The sequence below is a fragment of the Phreatobacter oligotrophus genome (genome assembly GCF_003046185.1).
GTDB classification, from domain to species: Bacteria; Pseudomonadota; Alphaproteobacteria; order Rhizobiales; family Phreatobacteraceae; genus Phreatobacter; species Phreatobacter oligotrophus.
Genome location: NZ_PZZL01000023.1, coordinates 1 through 23094 on the forward strand (window position 1 = coordinate 1; position 23094 = coordinate 23094).

Below are 23094 nucleotides of genomic sequence, written 5' to 3' on the forward strand. Positions count from 1 at the left end.
TGCGGGTTGTTCATCCTCGTGCCCTGTGGTGCTTCGTGTCGCGACGACCACCATCAGGCCCTCACGGGCGATGAACAACCTCCTCAGAACCCACACCTAATCTCGAGGCTGGGAACATGCTCGCGAAGCAGCTGACCTTTCTCGGCGATGCGGATGCTGCCGGCATTGTGCTGGGGGCGCGGGTCCCCATCATCCTCACCAGCCGCGCCGACAGCCTGCGTACGCGTCTGGCCTCCTGCGCGGTCGCCGTGCTGATGGCGCGCACGGCGACCAAGGCGGCCCCAGGATTGCCGGCCAGCGCATGAAAGCCATCATCAGTCTCAATTCCGGCTCATCGAGCATCAAGTTTGCACTGTTCACGCTCGACGGAGCCAACAACCCCGCGCTGTCGGCCGGCGGCAAGGTCGAGCGAATCGGCATCGCGCCCAGCCTCCGGGTTCGCTCGGCCGACGGCGATATCCTGCTGGAGCGTGTCTGGCCGGACGGCGCATCGCTGACCCACGCCGAACTGCTCAAGGACATCTCCGCCTGGGCGGCGGAACATCTGGGCGACCGCGAGGTGATCGCGATTGGCCACCGTGTCGTGCACGGCGGGACCGAGTTCGCCGCACCGCGTCTCGTCGACGACGCAGTCCTTGATGCACTGGAAAAGCTCAACCCGCTCGCGCCGCTGCACCAGCCGCACAATCTCGCCGCCATCCGGGCGATCGCACAGCTCCGGCCGAAATTGCTGCAGGTGGCGTGCTTCGATACAGCGTTCCACCACGACAAGCCGGCGGTCGCCGCGCGCTTGCCCCTCCCGCGCGCTTTCCATGAGCAGGGCGTCCGGCGGTACGGATTCCATGGTCTGTCCTACGAGTATATCGCCCGGCGTCTGAGTGAGATCGATCCCGTGCTTGCTGCCGGCCGGGTGATCGCGGCGCATCTCGGCAATGGCGCCAGCCTGTGCGCCATGCACGCCGGCAAAAGCATCGACTCCACCATGGGCTTCACCGCGCTCGACGGACTGATGATGGGAACACGCTGTGGCGCCATCGATCCCGGCGTTGTGCTTCATTTGCAAACGCAGCTCGGAATGTCTCCGGCGGATATCGAGGATCTCCTCTACCGGAAGTCGGGGCTGCTGGGCGTGTCTGGAATCTCCAGTGACATGCGCACATTATCGGCTAGTGGCGGCCCCGAGGCCGAGGAAGCGATCGAACTTTTCTGCTGGAGGGCAGCGCGTGAGGCGGGCGGCCTCATCGCCTCGCTCAGCGGACTCGACGCCTTCGTGTTCACCGCCGGCATCGGCGAGAACCACGCCGATGTGCGCCACCGGATCTGCGGCCGGCTCGCTTGGGCTGGCCTTCGGATCGACGAGGCGACCAATCGCGACAGCGCTCTGCGGATATCGACGCCCGACAGCCCCGTAGCAATCCTCGTCATACCCACCGATGAAGAGCGCATGATCGCCCTTCACACACTCCAGGTCATTAGGAAAGATCCTTCATGAGGCCGTTCACCGATCAGGCCAGGAAGAAATGGCCGGAATGAGCAAGATGTTCACAGGAAAGCCGTGGCTCTGGATTGCCATCGCCGTCGCAGCAGGCGTCGGCGGTTGGTATCTGACGCAGCAGCTGACCAAGAGCGAATTGCCGGCCGGAATTGCGAGCGGGAACGGTCGCATGGAGGCGGTCGCGATCGACATCGCGGCCCGTTCGTCGGGGAGGATCAGGGAAATCCTCGTTCAGGAAGGCGATGTCGTCACTTCCGGACAGATACTCGTTCACATGGATACGCTTCCGCTCCAGGCCCAGTTGCGGGAGGCACGCGCCCTTCTGCAGCGAAGCCAGATTGCCAAGCAGGCGGCGCAGAGCGGAGTTTCACAGCGCGAAGCCGAGCGCTCCGCGGCGCAGGCGGTTCTCGCACAGCGGGCGACCGAGCTCGACGCCGCGCAACGCCGGCTGGAGCGGTCGGAGCAGTTGGCGGAACGCAATGCCGTGTCGCTTCAGACGCTCGATGACGACCGAGCCCGGAGGGAAGGAGCGACGGCCGCACGTGACGCCGCGCGTGCGCAAGTCGCTGCAGCCGAGGCGAGCATCGCTTCGGCGCGGGCTAAGATCGTCGATGCCGAAGCCAACATCGAAGCGGCCGAAGCCACGATCGAGCGTATTCAGGTCGACGTCAACGACAGTGCCCTTCGGTCTCCACGCGATGGACGGGTGCAATACCGCGTGGCGCAGCCGGGCGAAGTGATCGCCGCTGGCGGCCGGGTGCTCAACCTGATCGACCTCAACGACGTCTACATGACCTTCTTCCTGCCGACCGCCCAGGCCGGCCGCCTCTCGCTCGGTGCGGAGGCTCGCATCGTGCTTGATACGGCGCCGGACGTGGCGATACCCGCGACGGTGTCCTTCCTGTCCGACATCGCGCAGTTCACGCCGAAGACGGTCGAGACAGCGGAACAACGGCAAGGCCTGATGTTCCGTGTCCGCGTGCGGATCGCACGCGACTTGCTCAAGAAATATTCCGAGTACGTCAAGCCGGGCTTGCCGGGAGTGGCGTATGTGAAGCTCAATCCGGCGGCGCAATGGCCGGAGACCCTTCCGCAAAGAGTGTTGGAATGATCTCGCATGAGCAGGAACAGCGCACGTTAGAGCCGGCTGTGCTTGCTGCTCGGCTGCGAGGAGTCAGCCATGTCTTCAAAAAGAAGCGCGCGCTCGACGATATCACGCTCGACTTTCCGACCGGGCGCATGCTTGGCCTGATTGGGCCTGACGGCGTCGGCAAATCGACATTGCTGTCGCTGATCGCCGGCGCCCGCAAGGTGCAGCAGGGTTATGTCGAGGCGCTCGGCGCGAATATGTCCAGCGCGCGCGAGCGCAACGGGGTTGGTCCTCGCATCGCCTATATGCCGCAGGGACTCGGCAAGAACCTTTATCCGACGCTTTCAGTGTTCGAGAACATTGACTTCTTCGGGCGACTGTTCGGGCACGCCAAGGCGGAGCGCGAGCGGCGCATCCATGACCTGCTCGTCAGCACCGGCCTCGGTCCGTTTCGGGACAGAGCCGTCGGCAAGCTCTCCGGCGGCATGAAGCAGAAGCTGGGCCTCTGCTGCGCGCTGATCCACGATCCCGACCTTCTGATCCTCGACGAGCCGACCACCGGCGTCGATCCGCTGGCGCGTCGCCAGTTCTGGGATCTGATCGCCGGCATCAGGGCCGAGCGGCTGGAAATGAGCGTGATCGTCGCGACGGCTTATATGGCGGAGGCGGCCGGGTTCGACTGGCTGGTGGCCATGGATGCCGGGCGCGTGCTCGCCGCCGGCAGCCCCGCCGAGCTTCAGGCCCAGACCCGGACGTCGTCGCTGGACGCCGCCTTCATCGCGTTGATGCCGGACGAGAGGCGTAAGCAGCATCGCGCGGTGGTGATTCCGCCGCGGCCAGAGGACAACGGCAAGGAGCCGGCGATTGAGGCCGAGGGTCTCACCGCCCGGTTCGGAGACTTCACCGCTGTCGACCATGTCAGTTTTCGCATTCCGCGCGGGGAGATTTTCGGGTTTCTCGGCTCGAACGGTTGCGGCAAGACTACCACCATGAAGATGCTGGCCGGCCTGCTGCCCGCGAGCGGGGGCACGGCCCGGTTGTTCGGTCGTGAACTCGATCCGCAAGATCTCGGGACGCGCCGGCGCGTCGGCTACATGTCGCAGTTCTTCTCGCTCTATTCCGAACTCACCGTGCGGCAAAATCTGGAACTGCACGCCCAGCTATTCGAATTGCCTGCTGCCGACATCCCGTCCCGCGTCGACGCGATGGCGACGCGTTTCGACTTAACCGAGATCATGGACGGCCTGCCGGATGCCTTGCCGCTCGGCGTCACGCAGCGGCTCTCGCTGGCCGTGGCGACGATCCATGCCCCGGAAATATTGATCCTCGACGAGCCGACCTCGGGCGTCGATCCGGTCGCGCGCGATGCGCTGTGGCAGAGCTTCGTCGATCTGTCGCGCCAGGACGGCGTCACCATCTTCATCTCCACACATTTCATGAACGAGGCGGAACGCTGCGATCGCATCTCCCTGATGCATGCGGGCAAGGTGCTCGTCAGCGATACGCCTGCCGCGATCGTGGAAGCGCGTGGCGCGGCAAATCTCGAAGAAGCCTTCATCGGCCACTTGCAGGAAGCGGGCGGCGGCCAGGCTGTCACCGCACCGGCGACGTCCGACGCTGCTCGGTCGCATGCCGGCGCGAATCCCAATGCGAGCACGCGGCGTTTCTTCGACGTCCGGCGCATGATGAGCTACGCCCGACGCGAGACTCTTGAACTGCGTCGTGATCCGATCCGCGCCTCCTTCGCCTTCATCGGCAGCCTTCTTCTGCTTTTCGTGATCGGGTACGGGTTCAGCATGGACGTCGAGAACCTGCCTTATGCGGTTCTTGACCACGATCAGACCACGATCAGCCGGAGCTATGATCTCGATATCGCGGGCTCGCGCTATTTCACGGAACGTCCGCCCATCGCCGATTACGCGGACCTGGATCGCCGCATGCGCAGCGGCGAGCTCAGCCTTGCCATCGAGATTCCGCCGGGCTTTGCGCGCGACGCGGAGCGTGGCCGTCCGGTGCAGATCGGCGCGTGGATCGACGGCGCCATGCCGTCGCGCGCCGAGACCGCGCGCGCCTATGTCGAAGGCGTCCATGCCAACTGGATGGCGCAGGCGATGCGCGAGAAGCTCGGTCCCCGGGCGCTGGCGGGCGACTTCCAGCTTGAAACCCGCTTCCGCTACAATCCGAACGTGGAGAGCCGCAAGGCCATTGTGCCGGCGGTCATCGCCATGCTTCTCCTGCTCATTCCCGCGATGCTCGCGACGCTCAGCATCGTCCGGGAGAAAGACCTCGGCTCGATCGTCAATTTCTACGTCACGCCCGTCTCCCGGCTGGAATTTCTGCTCGGCAAGCAATTGCCCTATGTCGGCCTGGCGATGATGAATCTCGTCACGCTGACGGCGTTCGGCATCTTCGTGCAAGGCGTTCCCTTCACCGGAAACCTTGCCGCCTTCATCGCCGGCGGGCTGTTCTATGTCATCGCGACGACCGCGCTCGGACTGTTCATCTCGAGTTTTATGAACAGCCAGATCGCGGCGATCTTCCTCACCACGCTCGCGACCATGCTGCTGGCGGTCAAGTATTCCGGCATGATCGATCCGGTCGCCTCCATGGAAGGTTCGGCCGTCCTCATCGGCGCGGTCAACCCGGCGACCCACTTCGTCACCATCGCGCGCGGCGCCTTCTCCAAGGCGCTGGGGTTTGCCGAACTCCGGTCATCCCTGGTGCCGCTTTTGGCCGCGGGTCCGGTCCTGATCGGCCTGAGCGTGCTTTTTCTCAAGAAGCAGGCGCGCTGAGCCATGCGTGCCTCGAACATCTGGCGGCTGGGCGTCAAGGAGTTATGGAGCCTCGTTCGCAATCCCGCTCTGCTGGCACTGATTGCCTACGCCTTCTCCTTGCAGATCTACGTCGCGGCGACGGCGGTTCCGCTCTATCTCAACAACGCGCCGATCTCGATCGTCGACGAGGACGTCTCGTCGCTGTCGGCGCGGATCGCGTCGGCCTTTTATCGTCCCTATTTCAGCGCCCCCAAGGTCATTTCGCTCCCGGAAATGAACCAGCGCATGGATGCAGGCATCGACACTTTCGCGCTCGTGATCCCGCCCAATTTCGAACGCGACGTTTTGGCCGGCAGCGAGCCGGCGATCCAGTTCAACGTCGACGCGACCCGCATGACTCAGGCGTTCACCGGCGCCGGCTATGCGCGGGCGATCGTTTCGGCCGAGGTCACCGAATTCGCACGGCACTATCGTGCGGCAGAAGCGGCGCCGGTCGATTTGGTGTTGCGCGCGCGTTTCAACCCTGAGCTCAATGCCGGCTGGTTCAGCGCGATGATGGAAGTCATCAACAACGTCTCGCTCCTGTCGGTCATTCTGGCCGGCGCGGCGCTCATTCGCGAGCGTGAGCGCGGCACGATCGAGCATCTCCTGGTCATGCCGGTGACGCCGATCGAGATCATGCTGGCAAAGATCTGGCCGGTGGCGCTCGCGGTGTTCTTGGCAGCTCTGTTCGCGCTCACCGTCGTGGTACAGACTTGGCTTGCGATTCCGGTTGCCGGCTCGCTGTGGCTGCTCATGCTGGGCCTGGTCTTCGAGCTATTTGCGACCGCGTCGCTGGGCATCCTCCTTGCGACGATCGCGGGATCCATGCCCCAGTTTGGCCTGCTGCTGCTGATGGTGCTGTTTCCGCTGCAGGTCCTCGCCGGCGGATTGACGCCCGCGGAGAGCATGCCAAGTGCTGTCCGCGCGGTCATGATGGCCGCGCCCGACACGCATTTCGTGTCCCTGTCGCAGTCGATCCTGTTCCGGGGCGCGGGACTCAGTGCGGTCTGGCCTCAATTGCTAAACCTATTCGCGATCGGCCTTGCCTTCTTCCTGCTGTCGCTGTGGCGGTTCCGGAAGTCCTTGCGATCCCGTGGACGATAAAAAAGCAGAGCAAACACCATCCAAGGCCCAGCCGACGCACGAACGCAAAAAGCGGCGGATCGCCTTTGCGCTACGCCTTGGCGGCCCCAGAGCCCCGCGAACGCAGCAAGTCCCGTAGCTTCGGAAATTCGGTGCGCACGTGCTCGTCCAGCGCATCCGCGAATTCGGGCGTGAACCAAAAGCGCAAGACCGCATCGAATATGCGGCCCGGACCGCGAAATCCGGCCTCGACCACGTGAGAGATCGCCACGCCGTCCGCTTCGTCTTCGAGGCCCAGGATGAGTCTTCCGGGGAGCCGCACGCCCCTGACGAACTGCCAGGTGATCTCCTTGCCTGGAATCGAGGCGGTCACAACCGCATGGAATTTCAGGCGGAAACGACCGACATATTCATCCATGTAAATCAGGTTGCCGACATCGCCTGCGACCTTGCGCACAGTGTGAAATCGCAAGTGAACCCCGGGCCACCAGGCTTGATAGCTGGCGTCGTCGCAGTTCAGCATGAAGTCGGTCACTTCACGGCTGTTCAAGCCGGGCACTTGTATGTCGGTTTGCAGGCGTATCATCGCGCAGCCCTGAGAAAGCCGTTCGTGCTCGCAATCAATGCGACAGAAAGATCGGAAGCGGCGGCCGCGCGAGCATGCTTTTTGTTGCCCCGCCGAGGATGAAATCTCGAATGCGAGAGTGTCCGTATGCTCCCATAACGAGAAGGTCGGCCTCGCGTGAGGCAACATACGAATCGAGTGTGTCGCCGATGCTTCGACCGGCGGCATTGGTCGTATCCAATGTGACCTCGACACCATGAATCGCCAGATGCTTTGCGAGTTCTGCGCCAGAACGCCTGGTATTGATTGCCTTGTCGCCGGTGACCGTCACGACGTACACCCGTTTGGCCATTGCCAGTATCGGAATTGCGTCGGCAATCGCCCTCGCTGCAGGTCGGCTGAAATCCCAAGCCACCACCGCAGTGTTCAATGTGAGCGCACCGCGATGACTGGCTGGTTTCGGGGTGATAAGTGTAGGGCGTCCCGATCCGAATACGATCTGTTCAACGTACCAATCGCCGACATCGACATAATCACCCTCTCCTACGGGGACGATCGTCAAATCGCGAAGGCGTGCGTGTTCGACCAATACGTCCGCAACTTCTGAGATCAGGCAAGTCTCCGATCGCCGCTCGTGAAATACCTCCCGCTTCTCAGCGGCCTGCTGGAATGTGGTTAAGAGCGCTAGCGCATTCGTCGAACTCTTCCTGCTCTCAGCGGCGGCCAATGCGGGAACATTCAATAGGTTACCGACAACGCTTCCTGGAATTCGAAATTCAACTTCGCAGGCAACGGCCGAAATCTTGGCGCCGATGGCTGCGGCGAAGTCGACGCCTTGGGCAAGCTCCGCGACCGGCGTTGGATCCGGGTAGGTCGTCAGGACCATCAGCAAGTCTTTGAAGGCCATCTGTTCTCCGTTTTCTCCGCGTTGGCTCAGCCAATTGTTATCGCATCTTGCGCTTGCAGGGGTTGATCTCGCTCAACAATCTGGCCGAGAGAACAAACATTAATCTAGCTATTCATTGCACCAAGGATCGCCCGATCCGACCGATTGCCGGTCCGCTCAACCGGAAGAAGAGCGGCGAACATTGCGGTGATCTTGGCATGCGCTGCGGGCGTCAGAACGAAAAGCGTTTCTACCATTGAGGCTATACGAAGATTGGACTATCGCGGCATTTATGCAATCGTGAGAACAGTCCGGTCAGCCCCGTCTCCATCTCGGAGAAATGATGAGGAAGCGGCCAGCACAGGCTGGCAGCGCTCTCCCATCGTCGTCAGTGGCTTGAGGCAAAGAGGTGTGAGATGACCGAAAAACTTCGTCTGGATATTCCGATCCTGCTGCCTGACGTGCCGGACGCCGACGATGCCTGCGTCGCGCGGCTCACCTCGGAGATCGGCGGGCGCGCGGGCGTCGAGGAGGTGCACGTGCGGGGCACCGGCCCGGGCGAGCCGGCCCAGCTTTGCGTGCACTACGACCCGGAGATCATACCACTACCGCGGATCCGCGAGCTCGCGGCGAGCGCCGGTGCCACGATCAGCGAACGGTTCGGCCATCTGCTGTGGCAGGTCGAAGGGATCGCCCACCAGCGCCGGGCACGCACGGTTGCCGATGGTCTGCGTACAGTGCCGGGCGTACTGGAGGCGCAAGCGAGCGCCGGCGGGGTGGTGCGTGTTGAATTTGACCGGAGCCAGGGGTCTGAGAAGGCCGTCCGCGATGCGCTCGCCAAAATGGGTGTCACGGTGCGTGAGCAGGTCGTCGCCCGGGCGCCTGCGCCGGAGCCGCGGCGTTCCGGGAAGGACGAGGCGGCTGACGAGCATGGGGGCCATAATCATGCCGGTCCCGATCATGCCGGCCACGATCACGGCGAAGACAAGGGCGGCAGGGGCGAAAAAGATCACGATCATGCGCATGGGGGCCTTCTCGGGCCCAACACCGAACTGATCTTCTCGCTCACCTGTGGCGCTCTACTTGGCGTTGGCGTCGCGATCGAGAAGCTCCTGCCAACGGCTCCCTCCTGGCTGCCGACCGCCTGCTATATCGCCGCCTATTTCTTCGGCGGGTTCTATACGCTGCGCGAAGCGATCGACAATCTGCGCCTCAGGAAGTTCGAGATCGACACGCTGATGCTGGTCGCGGCGGCGGGCGCCGCGGCGCTTGGCGCCTTTGCGGAAGGCGCGTTGCTGTTGTTCTTGTTCAGCCTCGGCCACGCGCTCGAGCACTATGCGATGGGGCGGGCCAAGCAGGCGATTGAAGCGCTCGCCGAATTGGCTCCTCGGACGGCCACCGTGCGCCGCGACGGCGAGACGCGCGAGGTCCCCGTAGAGGACCTCGTGGTCGGTGACGTGGTTGTCGTGCGTCCGAATGAGCGGCTGCCCGCCGATGGATTTTTGGTCAAGGGCGAGTCGAGCGTCAACCAGGCGCCGGTGACCGGCGAGAGCATCCCGGTCGATAAGCGGCCGGTCGAGGACGTTACGAGGGCGCGTGCCAAGCCCAACGCCGTGGAGGCGTCGTCGCGCGTGTTTGCCGGGACCATTAACGGCGCGGGTGCGATCGAGATCGAGGTGACGCGTCTTTCGACGGAAACCGCGCTCGCCAAGGTCGTGCAGATGGTGAGCGAGGCCGAGACTCAGAAATCACCGACCCAGCGTTTCACCGATAAGTTCGAGCGCATTTTTGTGCCGGCGGTGCTGGCGCTCGCCGTCATTCTGCTGTTCGCCTGGATGGTGATCGATGAGCCGTTCAGCGCCAGCTTTTATCGCGCCATGGCGGTGCTGGTGGCGGCCAGTCCCTGCGCACTGGCGATCGCCACGCCGAGCGCAGTGCTGTCGGGCGTGGCGCGCGCGGCGCGGGGCGGCGTTCTCGTAAAAGGCGGTGCCCCACTGGAAAATCTCGGCTCGCTGAGCGCGATCGCGTTCGACAAGACCGGCACGCTGACGGAGGGCCGTCCGCGCATCACCGACATCGTCCCGGCCGAGGGTGTTTCGGAAGACGAACTGCTTAGGGTCGCCGTGGCCGTCGAGCAACTCAGCGACCATCCGCTTGCGGAGGCGATCGCGCGCGACGGCCGTGAGCGGTTGGGTGGACGCGACGTCGCGGAGGCGCAGGATCTCAAGAGCCTCACCGGACGCGGGGTGACCGCAACGCTGGAGGGCAAACCGGTCTGGATCGGCAAGGCCGAGATGTTCGGCGCCGACGGCATCGCGCCGCTGGGCGAGGCCATGGTAGCGGCCATTGCGAAACTGCGCGACGGCGGCCGCACCACGATGGTCGTGCGCTACGGCGACAAGGAACTAGGTGCGATAGGCTTGATGGATACGCCACGCGCCGCCGCGCGCAAGGCGCTGGCCGAGCTGCACACGCTCGGCATCAAGCGGATGATCATGATCTCCGGCGATCACCAGAAGGTCGCCGACGCTATCGCCAAGGATGTCGGGCTCGACGAGGCCTGGGGCGATCTGATGCCGGAGGACAAGGTTGAGGCGATCAAGAAGCTGAGCGCCGAGCAGAAGGTCGCCATGGTCGGCGACGGCGTGAATGACGCGCCGGCAATGGCGAGCGCCACGGTTGGCATCGCGATGGGCGCGGCCGGCTCCGACGTCGCTCTGGAGACCGCGGACGTCGCGCTGATGGCCGACGATCTCAGTCACCTGCCCTTTGCTGTGGGCCTCAGCCGCCATACCCGCGGGATCATCTTGCAGAACGTGTTCATCAGCCTCGGCGTAGTCGTGCTCCTGGTGCCCGCGACGATCCTGGGGCTCAGCATCGGTGCGGCAGTCGCGGTGCATGAGGGTTCGACGCTCGTGGTCGTCGTCAACGCGCTGCGGCTACTCGCGTATCGCGACAGGAGACAATAGCAGCTCGGCGTATTCCCCACCGGAGGAGCCGCCCGGGCAATATGGGCGGATACGGGAGTCGGCGAAAGATACGAAGGCTATTCCAGCCGTGATGGAACGACTGAGCCTTGGATCTTGTCAGGACATCCCTTACAGTCAGGGATGTCCTGACAGGAGGGCTCATCGTGCGGCGCAAGCTATGCTGTTCATTCTGCGGGAAATCGGAACGCGAGGTCGCTAAGCTGGCCGCGGGGCCGGGCGGCGTCCATATTTGCGACGCTTGCGTCCAAGCGGGCCGACTTTTCATGTCCGGCACTGCTGCACTGCCGCGGGATTTTGATCCGGCGACGTGGCCGACTGATCGTTTCGTCGCGGCCCTTGGACCCCTCCACGCCACAGCAGAGGCGCATCGCGAGCATCTCGCGAAGATCGTCGACACGCTCCGCCATCGAGAGGTAAGCTCGGCAAAGATTGCAGAGCCCCCTCGGCGTGTCCTGCCAAACTGCGTAGGAACGGTTCGGCGGGCAATAGTCGGCTTAGGGAGATTCCGCGAGGGGCGGCGATCAAGGCTCCGCGCGGTACTTGCCCGGATTTCCCGGCCGCCCTCAGCCTTCGGCTGAGCGAACTGTTGGGGATCCACGCATAATTGTGGTTGGAACCCAATGCGAAGATTGCCGTTTTCCTTACTGCCGTGGCTCGTTTCGTTTGTGGTCGGAGGCGGCATGAAAAAAGCTTATTTGCTGTCTCTGACGTCGGGCATAAGCCGCGATGTCAAGCGTCGTACCTTCGGAGCTGCGCAAGAGTCTTTGATTGTACGATACCTAAAGGAGGTGATGATGCGGAAACTTCTCATAATCGGGATCAGCGCGGCCTCGGCGTGCCTCTTGTATTCCAATGCGGCGAGCGCTTTGCCCGGCGCCGCTCCTAAATCTCTGGCGCCGAGTGCGTCCATCGGAGGGGACCTATTCCAACAAGTTCATTCCCGCAAACACCGCCACCGACATCGGCATTACGCATATCGTGGCTACAGGGGATACCCGATCGGCTCTTATCCGTACGCCGCGTACTCCTATCCCGTCTATGTGCCGCTCTATTATGGTCACCATTTAGGTGGCTATTACGGTCACCATTTAGGTGGGCACCTTTCCAGTGGACATAATTTCGGGGGTCATTTGCAGCACCACGGGCATCATTAGCTTTGCCGGCTCGTGCCTTGAGAAGGCGAATCGTCAGACATCGAAAGTCTGGTCGAGCTGATCACCCTCTAATCGTAGTGGCGCTGCGCGCGAACTTGGACAATCCGCAAATCCGCAGGCTCTACTTTTGGCTCGGACGGGCGTGGAAATGTAACGCTGAAAATAATTATAAGCAGGCGCAATCAGCGATTACTGCAAAAAAAGCTGCCCTGTTAGCTGTACCTCTCTCGATCAAAGCGTTTCTGGCAAACTCGCGCGATTCATGGGGTGTCTCTCGCACATCTTTGTAACCGGGCTTATTTCGAAAGGAACCCAAATAACACCGCAGCGTTGTCTATGCCGAATAACGCACATTGGGCGGGTAAATGTCAGACAACAGACCTTCAATTACACGCGAGAAGCTGGCGGCGCTGCTGAACGAAGACTTGGCTCGCGAATACCAAGCGATTATCGCGTACGTTGTCTATTCGCAAGTGCTCAAGGGTGCTGAGTATATGAGCATTGCGGATCAGCTACAAAAGCACGCCGCGGAAGAGCTTAGACACGCGCTGACGATATCTCGGCAAATTGATTATCTCGGCGCTACACCAACGACGATTCCAAAACCCATCGAAGTATCCGATAGCGCGGAGAAGATATTGCGGGCAGATCTTCAGAACGAGATCGACACAATCAAGAACTATCGCGAGCGGATCCGTCAGTGTGAAACATTGGGCGAATTCGCTATCGCGGAGCACATCCGCGAGATCTTGCTCGATGAGCAAGACCATTTGATAGATCTTGCCACCGCTCTGGGCGAAGACGCGCCAGATTTGACCAACTAGCATCGCGTGCGAGGTGCACGCACGCCGAAAGATTTGAGTGCGACATCTGTCCGCCGCCCAATATCTTGGTTATTTCGTTGACGGTTTCTGGCGTGGACGCGCGTCAAAATATTAGCTTTTGCCATCGTTGGGTGTTGAGGGTTGGATCATGCTTTTCAGAGGGGCAAGAGAGCGGAGAGTTGCGAAGGTTACAATGCTGAGGATCAGGGCAATATCATAGAGACCGTAGCCAACAGCTCCCCCGAGCGCCCCTGTTGCCCACAAGCTAGCCGCTGTGGCTGTGCCGGACGTATGATCTCCGCGCTTCAGGATTGCGCCTCCGCCGATGAATCCTATTCCCGTTATTAGACCTTCGAGAATCCGAGCCTGACCCATCGAGGTCTCGCCCAAGACGCGGATCGCGACGAGCACAAAACCGCACGCGGCAATCGCGACGAGCGGAAAGGTTCGCAGACCAGCGCTGCGCTCCTGACTTTCGCGCTCCCATCCAATAGGCAATGCCAAAATGTAGGCGATAGCCAAGTCGACCAAGTGGGAGCCCATTTCCACCCAATTCAAGGCTGCAAATCTCATCGTCATCTCCCAATCGCCAACGGACACCAGAACAATAGTGCTCGTGCACGGGTTCCTGTTACTCTGTGACACGACGAAGAGGTTTTCCGTGCCCAGCCTCTTCCGGCCCCTGTCAATGATTGGCTACCGCTCGGCCAAGAATCCTCTATTCGTTCCGAGCGAACGGAATGTTACAAAATGAATGCGAGATTCTAGCTAAAAAATCCCGGGGTTTGCAATTGACTTTCAATTGCGGAGCCCGTACACTTGGCGGCGGGACCGGTTCTCGGCGGTTGTCAAGATTGGACAGGCGCCTTATTTCATGTTGGCAGACTTTTACTCGTAGGAGGTTGCTGTGGGTTCGCATTTTCTCGACCGTCTGTTTGGCCGGAGGTATGGCGGCGGCCATGGAGGCGGTCATCATGGAGGCGGCCACGGAGACCGGTACGGCCGAGGGCCCGATCGTGGTGCGCCTTGGGGCAATCAGCAGAATCCGGACTGGGATCAATCGCCGCCGCCCGCGCAACAGCGGGTGCTTGTGTGTCCCAGCTGTCGCTCTGACAACGCGCCGGACAGCCGTTTTTGCGCCAATTGTGGCCAGCGCTTCGGATCGTCCGAGGCGGCGTGTTCGAAGTGCAATGCGTCAATTCCAGCCAACTCTAAATTTTGCCGCTCTTGCGGTACGGCGGTGGCCGGAGCAAATCCTGAGGGAAAGTGAGTCCTGTCTTCGCGCCGACGTCCGATCGGTGAACATGTTAGGCTGACGGCTTCGTGCGTTCTCAGGAGAGCGGCGTTATGCCCCGGTTGGGATGAGAGTGATCGTAGAAAAGAATCTGCATCCGTGCCCGAGGCTGTACAAGCAAGAGCTGATGCTTGAGGCGCGCCGTCCCAACGACTGAATGCTAGGCGCAAGAGGGTTATATGGCCGCAGGGGTTTCAGCGAGCGACCCAGTATCTACCGCGACAGCAGCGGGGCGTCATAAGCGCAGGCTGTACATTGCGCTGACCCTCACCACCACTTTTATGGTTGTCGAGGTCATTGGCGGCTTGTGGACCGGCAGCCTCGCTCTCCTCGCTGACGCAGCCCACATGCTCACGGATGCTGGCGGCCTGGCATTGGCTTTGATCGCGATCCGGTTCGCCGAACGGCCGCGGACACCACAGAATACCTTTGGATATGTCCGCATGGAGGTGTTATCGGCGCTCACCAACGCCGTGGTTCTCCTCCTTCTGACTGTATATATCCTCTACGAGGCCTATCAGCGATTTCTCAGTCCGCCGGAGATCATCGGCGGTCCGATGCTGGTTGTCGCGGTCGCCGGTCTTATCGTCAACCTGATCAGCATGAAAATGCTCTCCGCCGGCTCGGCGGAGAGCCTCAACGTCAAAGGCGCCTACTTCGAGGTGCTGGCGGACATGCTCGGTTCGCTCGGCGTCATTGTGGCTGCAATCGTGGTGGTTCTGACCGGCTGGCAACTAGTCGATCCGATCATCGGCGCCGGCATCGGGCTGTTCATTGTCCCGCGCACGTGGATCCTGCTCAAGCAAGCGATCCATATTCTCATGGAGGGCACGCCGCCGGAAATCGACGTAGCCTTGCTTGAAAAGAGGCTTCTCGAGATTCCGGGCGTCCTTGCCGTTCGTGATCTCCATGTCTGGACCATCACGTCCGGCGCCGATGCGATGAGCGGCCACCTTGTCGTGACTGACACCGCCTCAGCGAGGACGATATTGGCCGCAGCCCAGGAGGCGCTGAAAACTGGCTTTGGCCTGACGCACGTGACGATCCAGATCGAGGACGAAGTGCTTCAGGGAGCCGAAGCGAGGCAGCCGTTTTGATTCTATCGAGAAGTTTGCCGCAGTGAACGAGTGAGGACGACGTGGGCCACAACAATTGGGATAAGGGTGCTTTCCGACAGGGTCCTGGGTCAAATCGATATCCGGCGCCCGGATCCGATTACTCGAATGATACTCCGCCGCGAGCGCCGATCTCGTGGGTTGTCGTTATCTTCGGCCTCCTTGCATGGACGGTCGTTGTGTACGTTGGATATGTCGCACTCGATATCGTCCTGTCGTGGCTTGCGACCAGCGGCAGCGCCGTGTTGCAATCGGGGAAGGACGCCGGAAGCGCGATAGGCGTCGGCAAAGAGGTCGGCGTCGCGATCGACAGCCTGAAATCCAGCGGTCTCGTCGAGCAAGCCGTCGCTTTGCTCAGGATCATCTTGAAACCGGCGGCCATAGTGATTTGGTTGCTGGGGGCGCTGTTGATCGTCCTCTTGCCAAGGATGCTTGGGCGTTTGGCTGGAGCATTCGGCAGACGCCGACATTAAGTAAGTGTTACCGCTCCAGCCGCGCTCTGGAATGATCCCAGTCATATCTTGAACCGCTGCTTTGTGGTAATTCCCCTTGTCGGAAATGAGCGACCGGCGGCATCATTGGGGTAGCGATCACCCAGTTTCGGCAAATTCTAGAGTCGAGGAAGGATGACAGAAAAACAAGACAATCCGGGATCTGCTCCTCGACTGATCCTTTCCCTGCCGGGCAACGAAGCCTTTGGGCAGCATCTGGCAGCAGCCGGGCATTGGGAGCTCGGCCCCATAGAAACCCGGCAATTTCCGGATGGCGAGTCCTACGTCCGTATCCTGTCTGACGTTTCAGGTCAGGCGGTCGATCTGGTCTGCACCCTCGCAAGGCCCGATGATGGCTTCTTGCGCCTTATCTTCGCGGCAGATGCCGCGCGGGCGCTTGGCGCGCGAGAGGTCACTCTGATCGCGCCTTATCTCGCGTATATGCGGCAGGACCGCCGTTTTCAGTCGGGTGAGGCGGTGACGTCGAAGAGCTTCGCGCGGCTCGTCTCGTCGAGCTTCGACCGGCTGGTCACCGTCGATCCGCATCTGCACCGATATTCGACTCTTTCGGCGCTCTACACGATCCCGACGGATACGATGCATGCGGCGCCACTTCTGGCGGATTGGATTGCCGCGGAAGTCAACAATCCTCTTCTCGTCGGTCCCGACGAAGAGAGCGGGCAATGGGTATCGGCTATCGCCGCACGCATTGGCGCCCCACACGCGGTGCTGCGCAAGATCCGGCATGGCGATCGCAATGTCGACGTCGAATTGCCCGATCTGTCCAGATGGCGCGGCCGGCAGCCGGTGCTGGTCGACGACATCGCCTCGTCCGGCCGCACGCTGATCGAAGCCGCTCGCAAACTTCCGCTTCAAGGCTTTGCGCGACCCGTGGTGGTCGTTGTGCATGGCATTTTTGCCGAAGATTCTTTCCAGCGCCTTGCGCCGCTTTGCAGCCGGATCGTTTCGACAGATTCTGTTCCTCATGAGAGCAATGCCATCGGCCTTGCGCCGCTGGTTGCGAACGCGCTCGGATCGAGCGCTCCATCGTCGGCAGACCTCGTCCGGCACCGGCGTCCGCCCGAGCCTCTGGATGAGGTGGAGCGGGCCGGTCTCGATTCCTTTCCCGCGAGCGACCCGCCATCCTGGACAAGCGGGGCGCGGTGAAAGTGCCGCCTCCCGAAACCAGATCCAAAAAGGCGGTGAAGTAGCATGAGCGGCACAGATTCCGAGATGTTCAATATTTGGCGCAAGGGGCATGGACCGATTGTCCATCGCGAAGAGACGGTCGAGCGCGTACGGGCGCTGGCTGCGTCAGGCCGCATCGACCCGCAAATGCTCTATCGGCTGCTGGCGGCCGCCGACCGCCTTGCCTCCGCCGCCATGTGGACCGTGGTCCACATGACCTACGCCAAGCGCGTCGATCTCTCGGGCGCGCCTCTGCCGGCGGACGCGTTCAAGGCCACGCCGGAAGGACATACGGGCGGCTCCCTCAACATGGTTCCGGCTTTTGTCGGCTATCTGACGGCCAACGCGATTTCAGCGACGACGCGTTCCTGGCTGATGGGCCAAGGCCATTGTGTTGCCGCGATCGAGGCCGTCAACGCCCTTACCGGCGATGTCTCGCCAGCGCAGGCGGGTCGCTATGATCGTAGCGAGAAGGGATTGTCGCAGCTCGCCGTTGACTTCTACTCATACAAGATCGGCCCCGACGGCGCTCCTGCTGTGCCGCTGGGCAGCCACGCCGGACCGAATACCGCCGGCGCGATCTCAGAGGGCGGTTATCTCGGCTTCGCCGAAGTACAGTACGTGCACATGCCGCTCCCCGGCGAAAGCCTCGTGGCGTTCCTGAGCGACGGCGCCTTCGAGGAACAGCGCGGTTCGGACTGGACGCCTCGCTGGTGGCGCGCGGAAGATTCGGGCCATGTTATCCCGGTCATGGTTCTCAACGGGCGGCGTATCGAAGAGCGTGTCCAGATCGTGCAGCAGGGCGGCGCCACATGGCTTGCCGATCATCTCAAGCTCAACGGCTTTGATCCCTTCATCGTCGACGGCCGCGATCCAGCCGCCTTCGCATGGGCCATCCTGGAAGCCGAGCGCCGACTCCAGAGTTTCGCCGCGGATGCGGCGCATTCCTATCCGGCGCCTGTTCCTTATGTGATCGCCGAAACCGTCAAAGGGTTCGGCTTTCCAGGCGCGGGCACGAATGCCGCGCACAATCTGCCGCTTGGCGGCAATCCCGCACAGGACAAAGCAGCAAGGACTGCCTTCAACGATGCGGCCCGCGCGCTGTTCGTGCCGCCGGACGAAATTGAGCAAGCCGCCGCAGCGATCGCCGTCCATGGCAAGCAGGGCCGCGCGCCCGAAAGCCGGCACCCCCTCGCGCTGCGGCGACCTGCGGCCCCAGTGCTCCCCGAACCTGATTGGACCGCGGCCGGCAGTCCGCCCGACTGCGCGATGCACGCTATCGACCGCTGGTTCGTCCGCCTCATCGATGCGAACCCCGGCCTACGGCCCCGTGTCGGCAACCCCGACGAGCTGCGCTCAAACCATATGGGTGCAACCCTCGACAGGCTGCGCCACCGGGTGAACGTTTCAGAGCCCAACGTCGCCGATGCCGTGGATGGGGCGGTCATCACCGCGCTCAACGAGGAAGCGGTTGCAGGCGCAGCGCTTGCCAACAAAGGAGGCGTCAACCTGATCGTCAGCTATGAGGCTTTCGCCATGAAGATGCTGGGCGGGCTGCGTCAGGAGATCGTCTTCGCTCGTCGCCAGCGTGAGGTCGGCCAGGAGCCGGGCTGGATATCCGTCCCGCTCGTCGTCACGTCCCACACCTGGGAGAATTCCAAGAACGAGCAGTCGCATCAGGACCCGACCATTGGCGAGGCGCTGCTCGGTGAGATGTCCGACACGGCGCGCGTGCTGTTTCCCGTAGACACCAATAGCGCTATGGCCGCCCTGCGAGCCGTCTATCAAGGCCGCGGACAGGTGGCTTGCCTTATCGTGTCGAAGCGCGACATGCCGCATCGCCTCGGTGGCGAGGCTGCGCTCAAGTTCATTGCCGACGGAGCCGCTCACATCGAAGGCAAGCGCGACGGCGCCGAGTTGCAACTCGTCGCCATCGGCGCCTACCAGCTCGAGGAGGTGCTCAAGGCAGCACATCGCCTCAAGGCGCGCGGCCGCCGCGTTCTCGTAACCGCTCTCTCGGAGCCAGGCCGATTCCGAATCCCCCGCGATTCCATCGAAGCCGCCTTCACAGCCAGCGAGGAGGATATTGCAGCGCTGTTCCCGGCCGGGCTGCTGCGAGTCATCGCGTCTCACACGAGACCGGAACCAATGCTCGGCCTGTTGCGGCGGATCGACTCCGGCCCCCAAAGGACTGTCGCGCGCGGCTATATCAGCCGGGGTGGTACGTTGGACGTTGCCAGCATGCTGTTCGCCAACCGCTGCAGCTGGGCGCATCTGGTGGACGCTGCGGGCACTCTCGGCGGCTGGAAGCGTGACGAGATTCTCTCCTCGACCGAGCAAGGCGCGCTCGACGGACGCGGCGATCCGGCGGATTTGGCCGCCTTCACATTCTGAAAGTTCGCAATGTTGACTCTGACCTCTCTCGGCGGCGCCGGCACTGTCACCGGCTCCAAACATCTCCTCACCAACGGCGGCAAGCGCATCTTGATTGATTGCGGTCTATTTCAAGGCCTCAAGAACCTTCGCGAGCTGAACTGGGAACCGTTGCCGGTCGCGCCGTCGAGCATCGATGCCGTCGTCTTGACCCATGCTCATCTCGATCACTCGGGCTACTTACCCAAGCTCGTGCGTGACGGCTTTCGTGGCCGCATCTACGCGACCGCGGCGACACGCGATGTCGCAGAGCTCATCCTCAAGGACAGCGGCTACCTCAACGAGAAGGACGCTGAGTACGCCAATCGGAAAGGGTTCTCCAAACACAAGCCGGCGCTGCCGCTGTACGGCGCGCGTGATGCCGAACGCGCCATGGAATTCTTTTCGCTTGTTCCTTTCAACACGGTCAAGACGCTCCCAGGTGGTGCGACCGTGAGGTTTCGCTACGCCGGCCACATCCTCGGAGCCGCCAGCGCCGAGATCGAATGGGGCGGCCGCCGCATTGCTTTTTCAGGGGACCTCGGTCGCTACGGCGATCCAATCTTTCCAGACCCAGCCGCTATCGCCGAAGCAGATTACGTCGTCGTTGAATCGACCTACGGAAATCGTACCCACGATGTGACGGATCCCACCGAAGCGCTTGGCAATGTCATCGAGCGCACCATCAAGCGCGGTGGCACAGTGGTCATCCCGGCCTTCGCGGTCGGACGGGCACAGTCGCTACTCTATCATCTGTGGCGCCTGCAAACCGCCGGCCGCCTTCCGAGCGTCCCGATCTATCTGGACAGCCCGATGGCGATCGAAGCGACTGGCCTGCTCCACGCCCACCACGACGATCACCAACTGTCTTCGAGTGAATGCGACGCGATCTGCCGCATCGCCACCTACAAGCGCGATGTGGAAAGCTCCAAGGCGATTTCGACCAGCCCCTGGCCCAAGGTGGTGGTATCGGCGAGCGGGATGGCGACGGGAGGTCGCGTCCTCCATCATCTCAAAGCCTTCGCGACCGATCCCAAGCACACGATCCTGTTCTCGGGGTTCCAGGCTGCTGGAACGCGAGGACGGGCTATGCTTCAGGGCGCGCGCGACATCAGGATCCATGGCCAATGGATCCCGGTTCGGGCGGAAGTCGATGACCTGTCGATGCTGTCGGCACATGCCGATGCCGACGAGCTGATGCGCTGGCTCTCCGGCTTCCGCCGCGCTCCGTCTCGCGTCTTCATCGTCCATGGCGAGGCCGACGCCGCCGAAGCGCTGCGGGTGCGGATTGATCGCGAACTTGGGTGGGATGCCGCTGTGCCACGTCAGAACCAGATCTTCGATCTATGACGACGACAGATAGCACTGCTCGTGCCGATCAACCAAGGCACCGTGTACGCCGCCTCCGGCTGCATAGCCAGCACCAGGCGATCGTAGTCATGCGTGCCGACTGTCACGTCTGCCGGGCCGAGGGATTTGCTTCGCGCTCTCAGGTTCTCGTGGCCAATGGCAGGCGCCAGGTCCAGGCGACTCTTTTTCAGATCGAAGGCGAATCTATGTTGGCTCTCGATGAGATCGGGCTGTCGGAAACTGCCTGGGACCTTCTTGGCGTCGCGGAAGGCGACGAGGTCAGGGTCTCCCATCCACCCGCAATGGATTCGCTCGCTGATGTGCGGCGGCGTATCTATGGCAATCGTCTGGATACGACCGCCTTCTCGGAGATCGTGAGGGATGTTGTCGCCGGCCGCTACACCGACGTGCACCTCGCCGCCTTCCTGACCGCGAGCGCCGCGCTGCCGCTGGACGAAGAGGAAACGGTTAGTCTGACGAGGGCAATGGTGAATGTCGGCGACCGCCTGCGCTGGGATGCCGCGATCGTGGTCGATAAACACTGCATCGGCGGGCTTCCCGGCAACCGCACCACGCCGATTGTCGTGGCGATCGTGGCCGCGAACGGCCTAGTCATGCCCAAGACCTCCTCGCGCGCGATCACCTCGCCGGCCGGTACGGCCGATATGATGGAAACCTTGGCGCCTGTCGATCTCGACATCGCGACTCTCCGGCGCGTGGTGGAGGCGGAAGGGGGCTGCATTGCCTGGGGCGGTGCGGTCCACCTCAGCCCGGCCGACGATATCTTCGTGCGGGTGGAGCGCGAACTGGATATCGATACTGAAGGTCAGTTGATTGCGTCCGTCCTCTCGAAGAAGATCGCTGCAGGCTCGACACACGTGGTCATCGATATCCCGGTCGGCGCAACCGCGAAGGTGCGCGGTAAAGACGTCGCTGACCGCCTTGCCGAGCGCATGACCGCAGTGGCTGCGCGCTTTAACCTTGCCGCCAGATGCCTTCAAACCGATGGCTCGCAGCCAGTCGGCCGTGGCATCGGTCCGGCGCTCGAAGCCTTCGATGTGCTTTCCGTTTTGCATAACAAATCCGACGCGCCCGATGACCTGCGCCAGCGGGCTGTCACGCTGGCGGGCGCGGCGCTGGAAATTGGCGGCAAGGCCAGCCAGGGAAGCGGCGCAGCGCTGGCGCTCTCGACGCTTGCCGGCGGCGCAGCGTGGAAGAAGTTCGAAGCCATCTGTGAGGCGCAGGGCGGACTGCGCACTCCGCCGCAGGCGCGCCACGTCTATCCATTGGTTGCGCCGCGCGCAGGCCGAATCGTTCATATCGACAATCGCAAACTAGCGCGGCTTGCCAAGCTCGCTGGCGCGCCCGGCGCCAAGGCTGCCGGCGTCTTCATGGAGGTGCGGCTTGGCGACGACGTCGACCGCGGACAGCCGCTCTTTCATGTCCACGCCGAGACACCCGGCGAGCTCGCCTACGCGCTCGACTATGCGGCACGTGCTGGCGATATTATGATGGTCGCTTAAAGGCTCCCTGCTGGCGGTTGAGTCGGATCGTCTGGGCTTACCTGGGACCGCGCTCAAAGCAATAACTCCGTTTCCAATTTACAGGATATTTTGCAGCATACACAGGGTTTTACGATGTGGAGGCCTGCCAACTTTTCATGTGGGGCCAAGCGACATTGCCAAAGGATTTCGACACTGCGATATGGCCTACTCACCGTCTGCTCGCTGCTCCTGGATCGCTCAACGCCACGGCCGAGGCGCACCGCGACCACCTTGCGAAATAGTCGACACCCTCCGCCATCGAAAGGTCAGTTGGGCAAAGATCACAGTTAAGCTTGACGTGTTGCGTCAGACTGCAAGGGAACGGTTCGGCGGATCTTAGTTGCGCCGGAGCCGGCTTATCTTCGTTGTCTAATAGCGCTGGAATGGCAGGGCTCGACGGGCCATCTGGTGCGCTGCCGCTCACCCTCGCCCTGCCGACTTGTCCTTGCTTGTCGAAGATCATACAGAACATGATCGAACTTGTTTGCTAAGCTCTTCCCCATCAAGCCTACCGCGTGCTCGCCACACATTTGCTAGCCATGCCTGATGAGGTAGGCGACGACGCAGCCATCGTCTTCAGCATGAGACAATGGTGCCAAACCCGTTCTGCTCCGATGGCTTGAAGATTCTCTACGTGATGATGTCGTCGATGGCCGCCCACCGAAGGTGGTCAAGTTGGGCACCGTCCGTCATTGGCGATTCTGACGTTGCCCCCGATCAGCCCTCGTTCATAACTGGACTCTGTTCTCCATGTGGTCCTGTCTGGACCGGGTTGCAAACTCGTTTGGGGTGAGGCC

General features: G+C 62.1%; 17 protein-coding genes and 1 pseudogene. 15 read left to right on the forward strand and 3 right to left on the reverse strand.

The window, feature by feature from the left end; genetic code table 11:
- Nucleotides 1–95: 95 nt before the first annotated feature.
- From C8P69_RS22030 to C8P69_RS22050, 5 genes and pseudogenes are all read left to right on the forward strand, one after another.
- Nucleotides 96–305, forward strand: a pseudogene (locus tag C8P69_RS22030) (bifunctional enoyl-CoA hydratase/phosphate acetyltransferase); the annotation flags it as partial.
- Nucleotides 302–1492 carry an acetate/propionate family kinase gene (locus C8P69_RS22035; RefSeq protein WP_057196282.1) on the forward strand — a complete coding sequence of 397 codons (1191 nt, stop codon included), beginning with the start codon at nt 302–304 and terminating at the stop codon, nt 1490–1492. The pseudogene C8P69_RS22030 and the gene C8P69_RS22035, both read left to right, overlap by 4 nt.
- Nucleotides 1493–1538: 46 nt before the next feature.
- Complete coding sequence (locus C8P69_RS22040; protein WP_057196406.1) at nt 1539–2606, forward strand: HlyD family secretion protein; 1068 nt, start codon at nt 1539–1541, stop codon at nt 2604–2606.
- Nucleotides 2603–5377 (forward strand): ribosome-associated ATPase/putative transporter RbbA, encoded by a 2775-nt coding sequence (rbbA, locus tag C8P69_RS22045; protein ID WP_108179606.1) that lies wholly within the window; start codon nt 2603–2605, stop codon nt 5375–5377. The genes C8P69_RS22040 and rbbA overlap by 4 nt, the downstream gene beginning before the upstream one ends.
- 3 nt (nt 5378–5380) lie before the next feature.
- Nucleotides 5381–6505: an ABC transporter permease gene (locus C8P69_RS22050; protein ID WP_108179607.1), complete on the forward strand. Its 1125-nt coding sequence runs from the start codon at nt 5381–5383 to the stop codon at nt 6503–6505.
- A gap of 70 nt (nt 6506–6575) precedes the next feature.
- Here C8P69_RS22050 and C8P69_RS22055 read toward each other — a convergent pair whose 3' ends face one another.
- On the reverse strand, nt 6576–7034 hold the full coding sequence (locus C8P69_RS22055) for a hypothetical protein (protein WP_245902196.1): 459 nt from the start codon (nt 7032–7034) through the stop codon (nt 6576–6578).
- A 70-nt stretch (nt 7035–7104) separates the two neighbouring features.
- Nucleotides 7105–7956: a universal stress protein gene (locus tag C8P69_RS22060; RefSeq protein ID WP_057196285.1), complete on the reverse strand. Its 852-nt coding sequence runs from the start codon at nt 7954–7956 to the stop codon at nt 7105–7107.
- 395 nt (nt 7957–8351) lie between these two features.
- Here C8P69_RS22060 and C8P69_RS22065 point away from each other — a divergent pair, with 395 nt between their 5' ends.
- From C8P69_RS22065 to C8P69_RS22080, 3 genes are all read left to right on the forward strand, one after another.
- On the forward strand, nt 8352–10904 hold the full coding sequence (locus tag C8P69_RS22065; protein WP_057196286.1) for a heavy metal translocating P-type ATPase: 2553 nt from the start codon (nt 8352–8354) through the stop codon (nt 10902–10904).
- A gap of 164 nt (nt 10905–11068) precedes the next feature.
- The gene (locus tag C8P69_RS24605) at nt 11069–11503 is read left to right on the forward strand and encodes a ClpX C4-type zinc finger protein (protein ID WP_425440782.1); all 435 of its coding nucleotides are present in this window, start codon (nt 11069–11071) and stop codon (nt 11501–11503) included.
- 941 nt (nt 11504–12444) lie between these two features.
- Complete coding sequence (locus C8P69_RS22080) at nt 12445–12903, forward strand: ferritin-like domain-containing protein (RefSeq protein ID WP_108179608.1); 459 nt, start codon at nt 12445–12447, stop codon at nt 12901–12903.
- 111 nt (nt 12904–13014) lie between these two features.
- Here the strand turns inward: C8P69_RS22080 and C8P69_RS22085 are convergent, their stop codons facing one another.
- On the reverse strand, nt 13015–13476 hold the full coding sequence (locus tag C8P69_RS22085) for an MgtC/SapB family protein (protein WP_054164268.1): 462 nt from the start codon (nt 13474–13476) through the stop codon (nt 13015–13017).
- Between the two features lie 517 nt (nt 13477–13993).
- On the opposite strand from C8P69_RS22085, the gene C8P69_RS24610 reads away from it, so the two are divergent.
- From C8P69_RS24610 to C8P69_RS22120, 7 genes are all read left to right on the forward strand, one after another.
- On the forward strand, nt 13994–14173 hold the full coding sequence (locus tag C8P69_RS24610; protein WP_373301726.1) for a zinc-ribbon domain-containing protein: 180 nt from the start codon (nt 13994–13996) through the stop codon (nt 14171–14173).
- 203 nt (nt 14174–14376) lie between these two features.
- Nucleotides 14377–15294: a cation diffusion facilitator family transporter gene (locus C8P69_RS22095; RefSeq protein ID WP_108179609.1), complete on the forward strand. Its 918-nt coding sequence runs from the start codon at nt 14377–14379 to the stop codon at nt 15292–15294.
- 197 nt (nt 15295–15491) lie between these two features.
- Complete coding sequence (locus C8P69_RS22100; protein ID WP_245902197.1) at nt 15492–15785, forward strand: hypothetical protein; 294 nt, start codon at nt 15492–15494, stop codon at nt 15783–15785.
- A 153-nt stretch (nt 15786–15938) separates the two neighbouring features.
- Entirely contained in the window at nt 15939–16970 is a 1032-nt protein-coding gene (locus C8P69_RS22105; RefSeq protein WP_057196291.1) for a ribose-phosphate pyrophosphokinase, read from the forward strand.
- A gap of 45 nt (nt 16971–17015) precedes the next feature.
- Nucleotides 17016–19385, forward strand: a complete 2370-nt coding sequence (locus C8P69_RS22110) for a phosphoketolase family protein (RefSeq protein WP_082528922.1) — start codon at nt 17016–17018, stop codon at nt 19383–19385.
- 9 nt (nt 19386–19394) lie between these two features.
- A complete protein-coding gene (locus C8P69_RS22115; protein WP_108179610.1) occupies nt 19395–20753 on the forward strand; it encodes an MBL fold metallo-hydrolase RNA specificity domain-containing protein in 1359 nt (452 codons plus the stop codon).
- Nucleotides 20750–22276 carry a thymidine phosphorylase family protein gene (locus C8P69_RS22120; protein ID WP_108179611.1) on the forward strand — a complete coding sequence of 509 codons (1527 nt, stop codon included), beginning with the start codon at nt 20750–20752 and terminating at the stop codon, nt 22274–22276. Before C8P69_RS22115 ends, C8P69_RS22120 begins: the two co-directional genes overlap by 4 nt.
- Nucleotides 22277–23094: the final 818 nt, after the last annotated feature.

Excerpts from the sequence above, each read along its gene's own strand:
- C8P69_RS22035 (WP_057196282.1), top strand. The coding sequence starts at position 302 with ATGAAAGCCATCATCAGTCTCAATTCCGGCTCATCGAGCATCAAGTTT.
- C8P69_RS22040 (WP_057196406.1), top strand. The coding sequence starts at position 1,539 with ATGTTCACAGGAAAGCCGTGGCTCTGGATTGCCATCGCCGTCGCAGCA.
- rbbA (WP_108179606.1), top strand. The coding sequence starts at position 2,603 with ATGATCTCGCATGAGCAGGAACAGCGCACGTTAGAGCCGGCTGTGCTT.
- C8P69_RS22050 (WP_108179607.1), top strand. The coding sequence starts at position 5,381 with ATGCGTGCCTCGAACATCTGGCGGCTGGGCGTCAAGGAGTTATGGAGC.
- C8P69_RS22060 (WP_057196285.1), bottom strand. The coding sequence starts at position 7,956 with ATGGCCTTCAAAGACTTGCTGATGGTCCTGACGACCTACCCGGATCCA.
- C8P69_RS22065 (WP_057196286.1), top strand. The coding sequence starts at position 8,352 with ATGACCGAAAAACTTCGTCTGGATATTCCGATCCTGCTGCCTGACGTG.
- C8P69_RS22080 (WP_108179608.1), top strand. The coding sequence starts at position 12,445 with ATGTCAGACAACAGACCTTCAATTACACGCGAGAAGCTGGCGGCGCTG.
- C8P69_RS22085 (WP_054164268.1), bottom strand. The coding sequence starts at position 13,476 with ATGAGATTTGCAGCCTTGAATTGGGTGGAAATGGGCTCCCACTTGGTC.
- C8P69_RS22095 (WP_108179609.1), top strand. The coding sequence starts at position 14,377 with ATGGCCGCAGGGGTTTCAGCGAGCGACCCAGTATCTACCGCGACAGCA.
- C8P69_RS22105 (WP_057196291.1), top strand. The coding sequence starts at position 15,939 with ATGACAGAAAAACAAGACAATCCGGGATCTGCTCCTCGACTGATCCTT.
- C8P69_RS22110 (WP_082528922.1), top strand. The coding sequence starts at position 17,016 with ATGAGCGGCACAGATTCCGAGATGTTCAATATTTGGCGCAAGGGGCAT.
- C8P69_RS22115 (WP_108179610.1), top strand. The coding sequence starts at position 19,395 with ATGTTGACTCTGACCTCTCTCGGCGGCGCCGGCACTGTCACCGGCTCC.
- C8P69_RS22120 (WP_108179611.1), top strand. The coding sequence starts at position 20,750 with ATGACGACGACAGATAGCACTGCTCGTGCCGATCAACCAAGGCACCGT.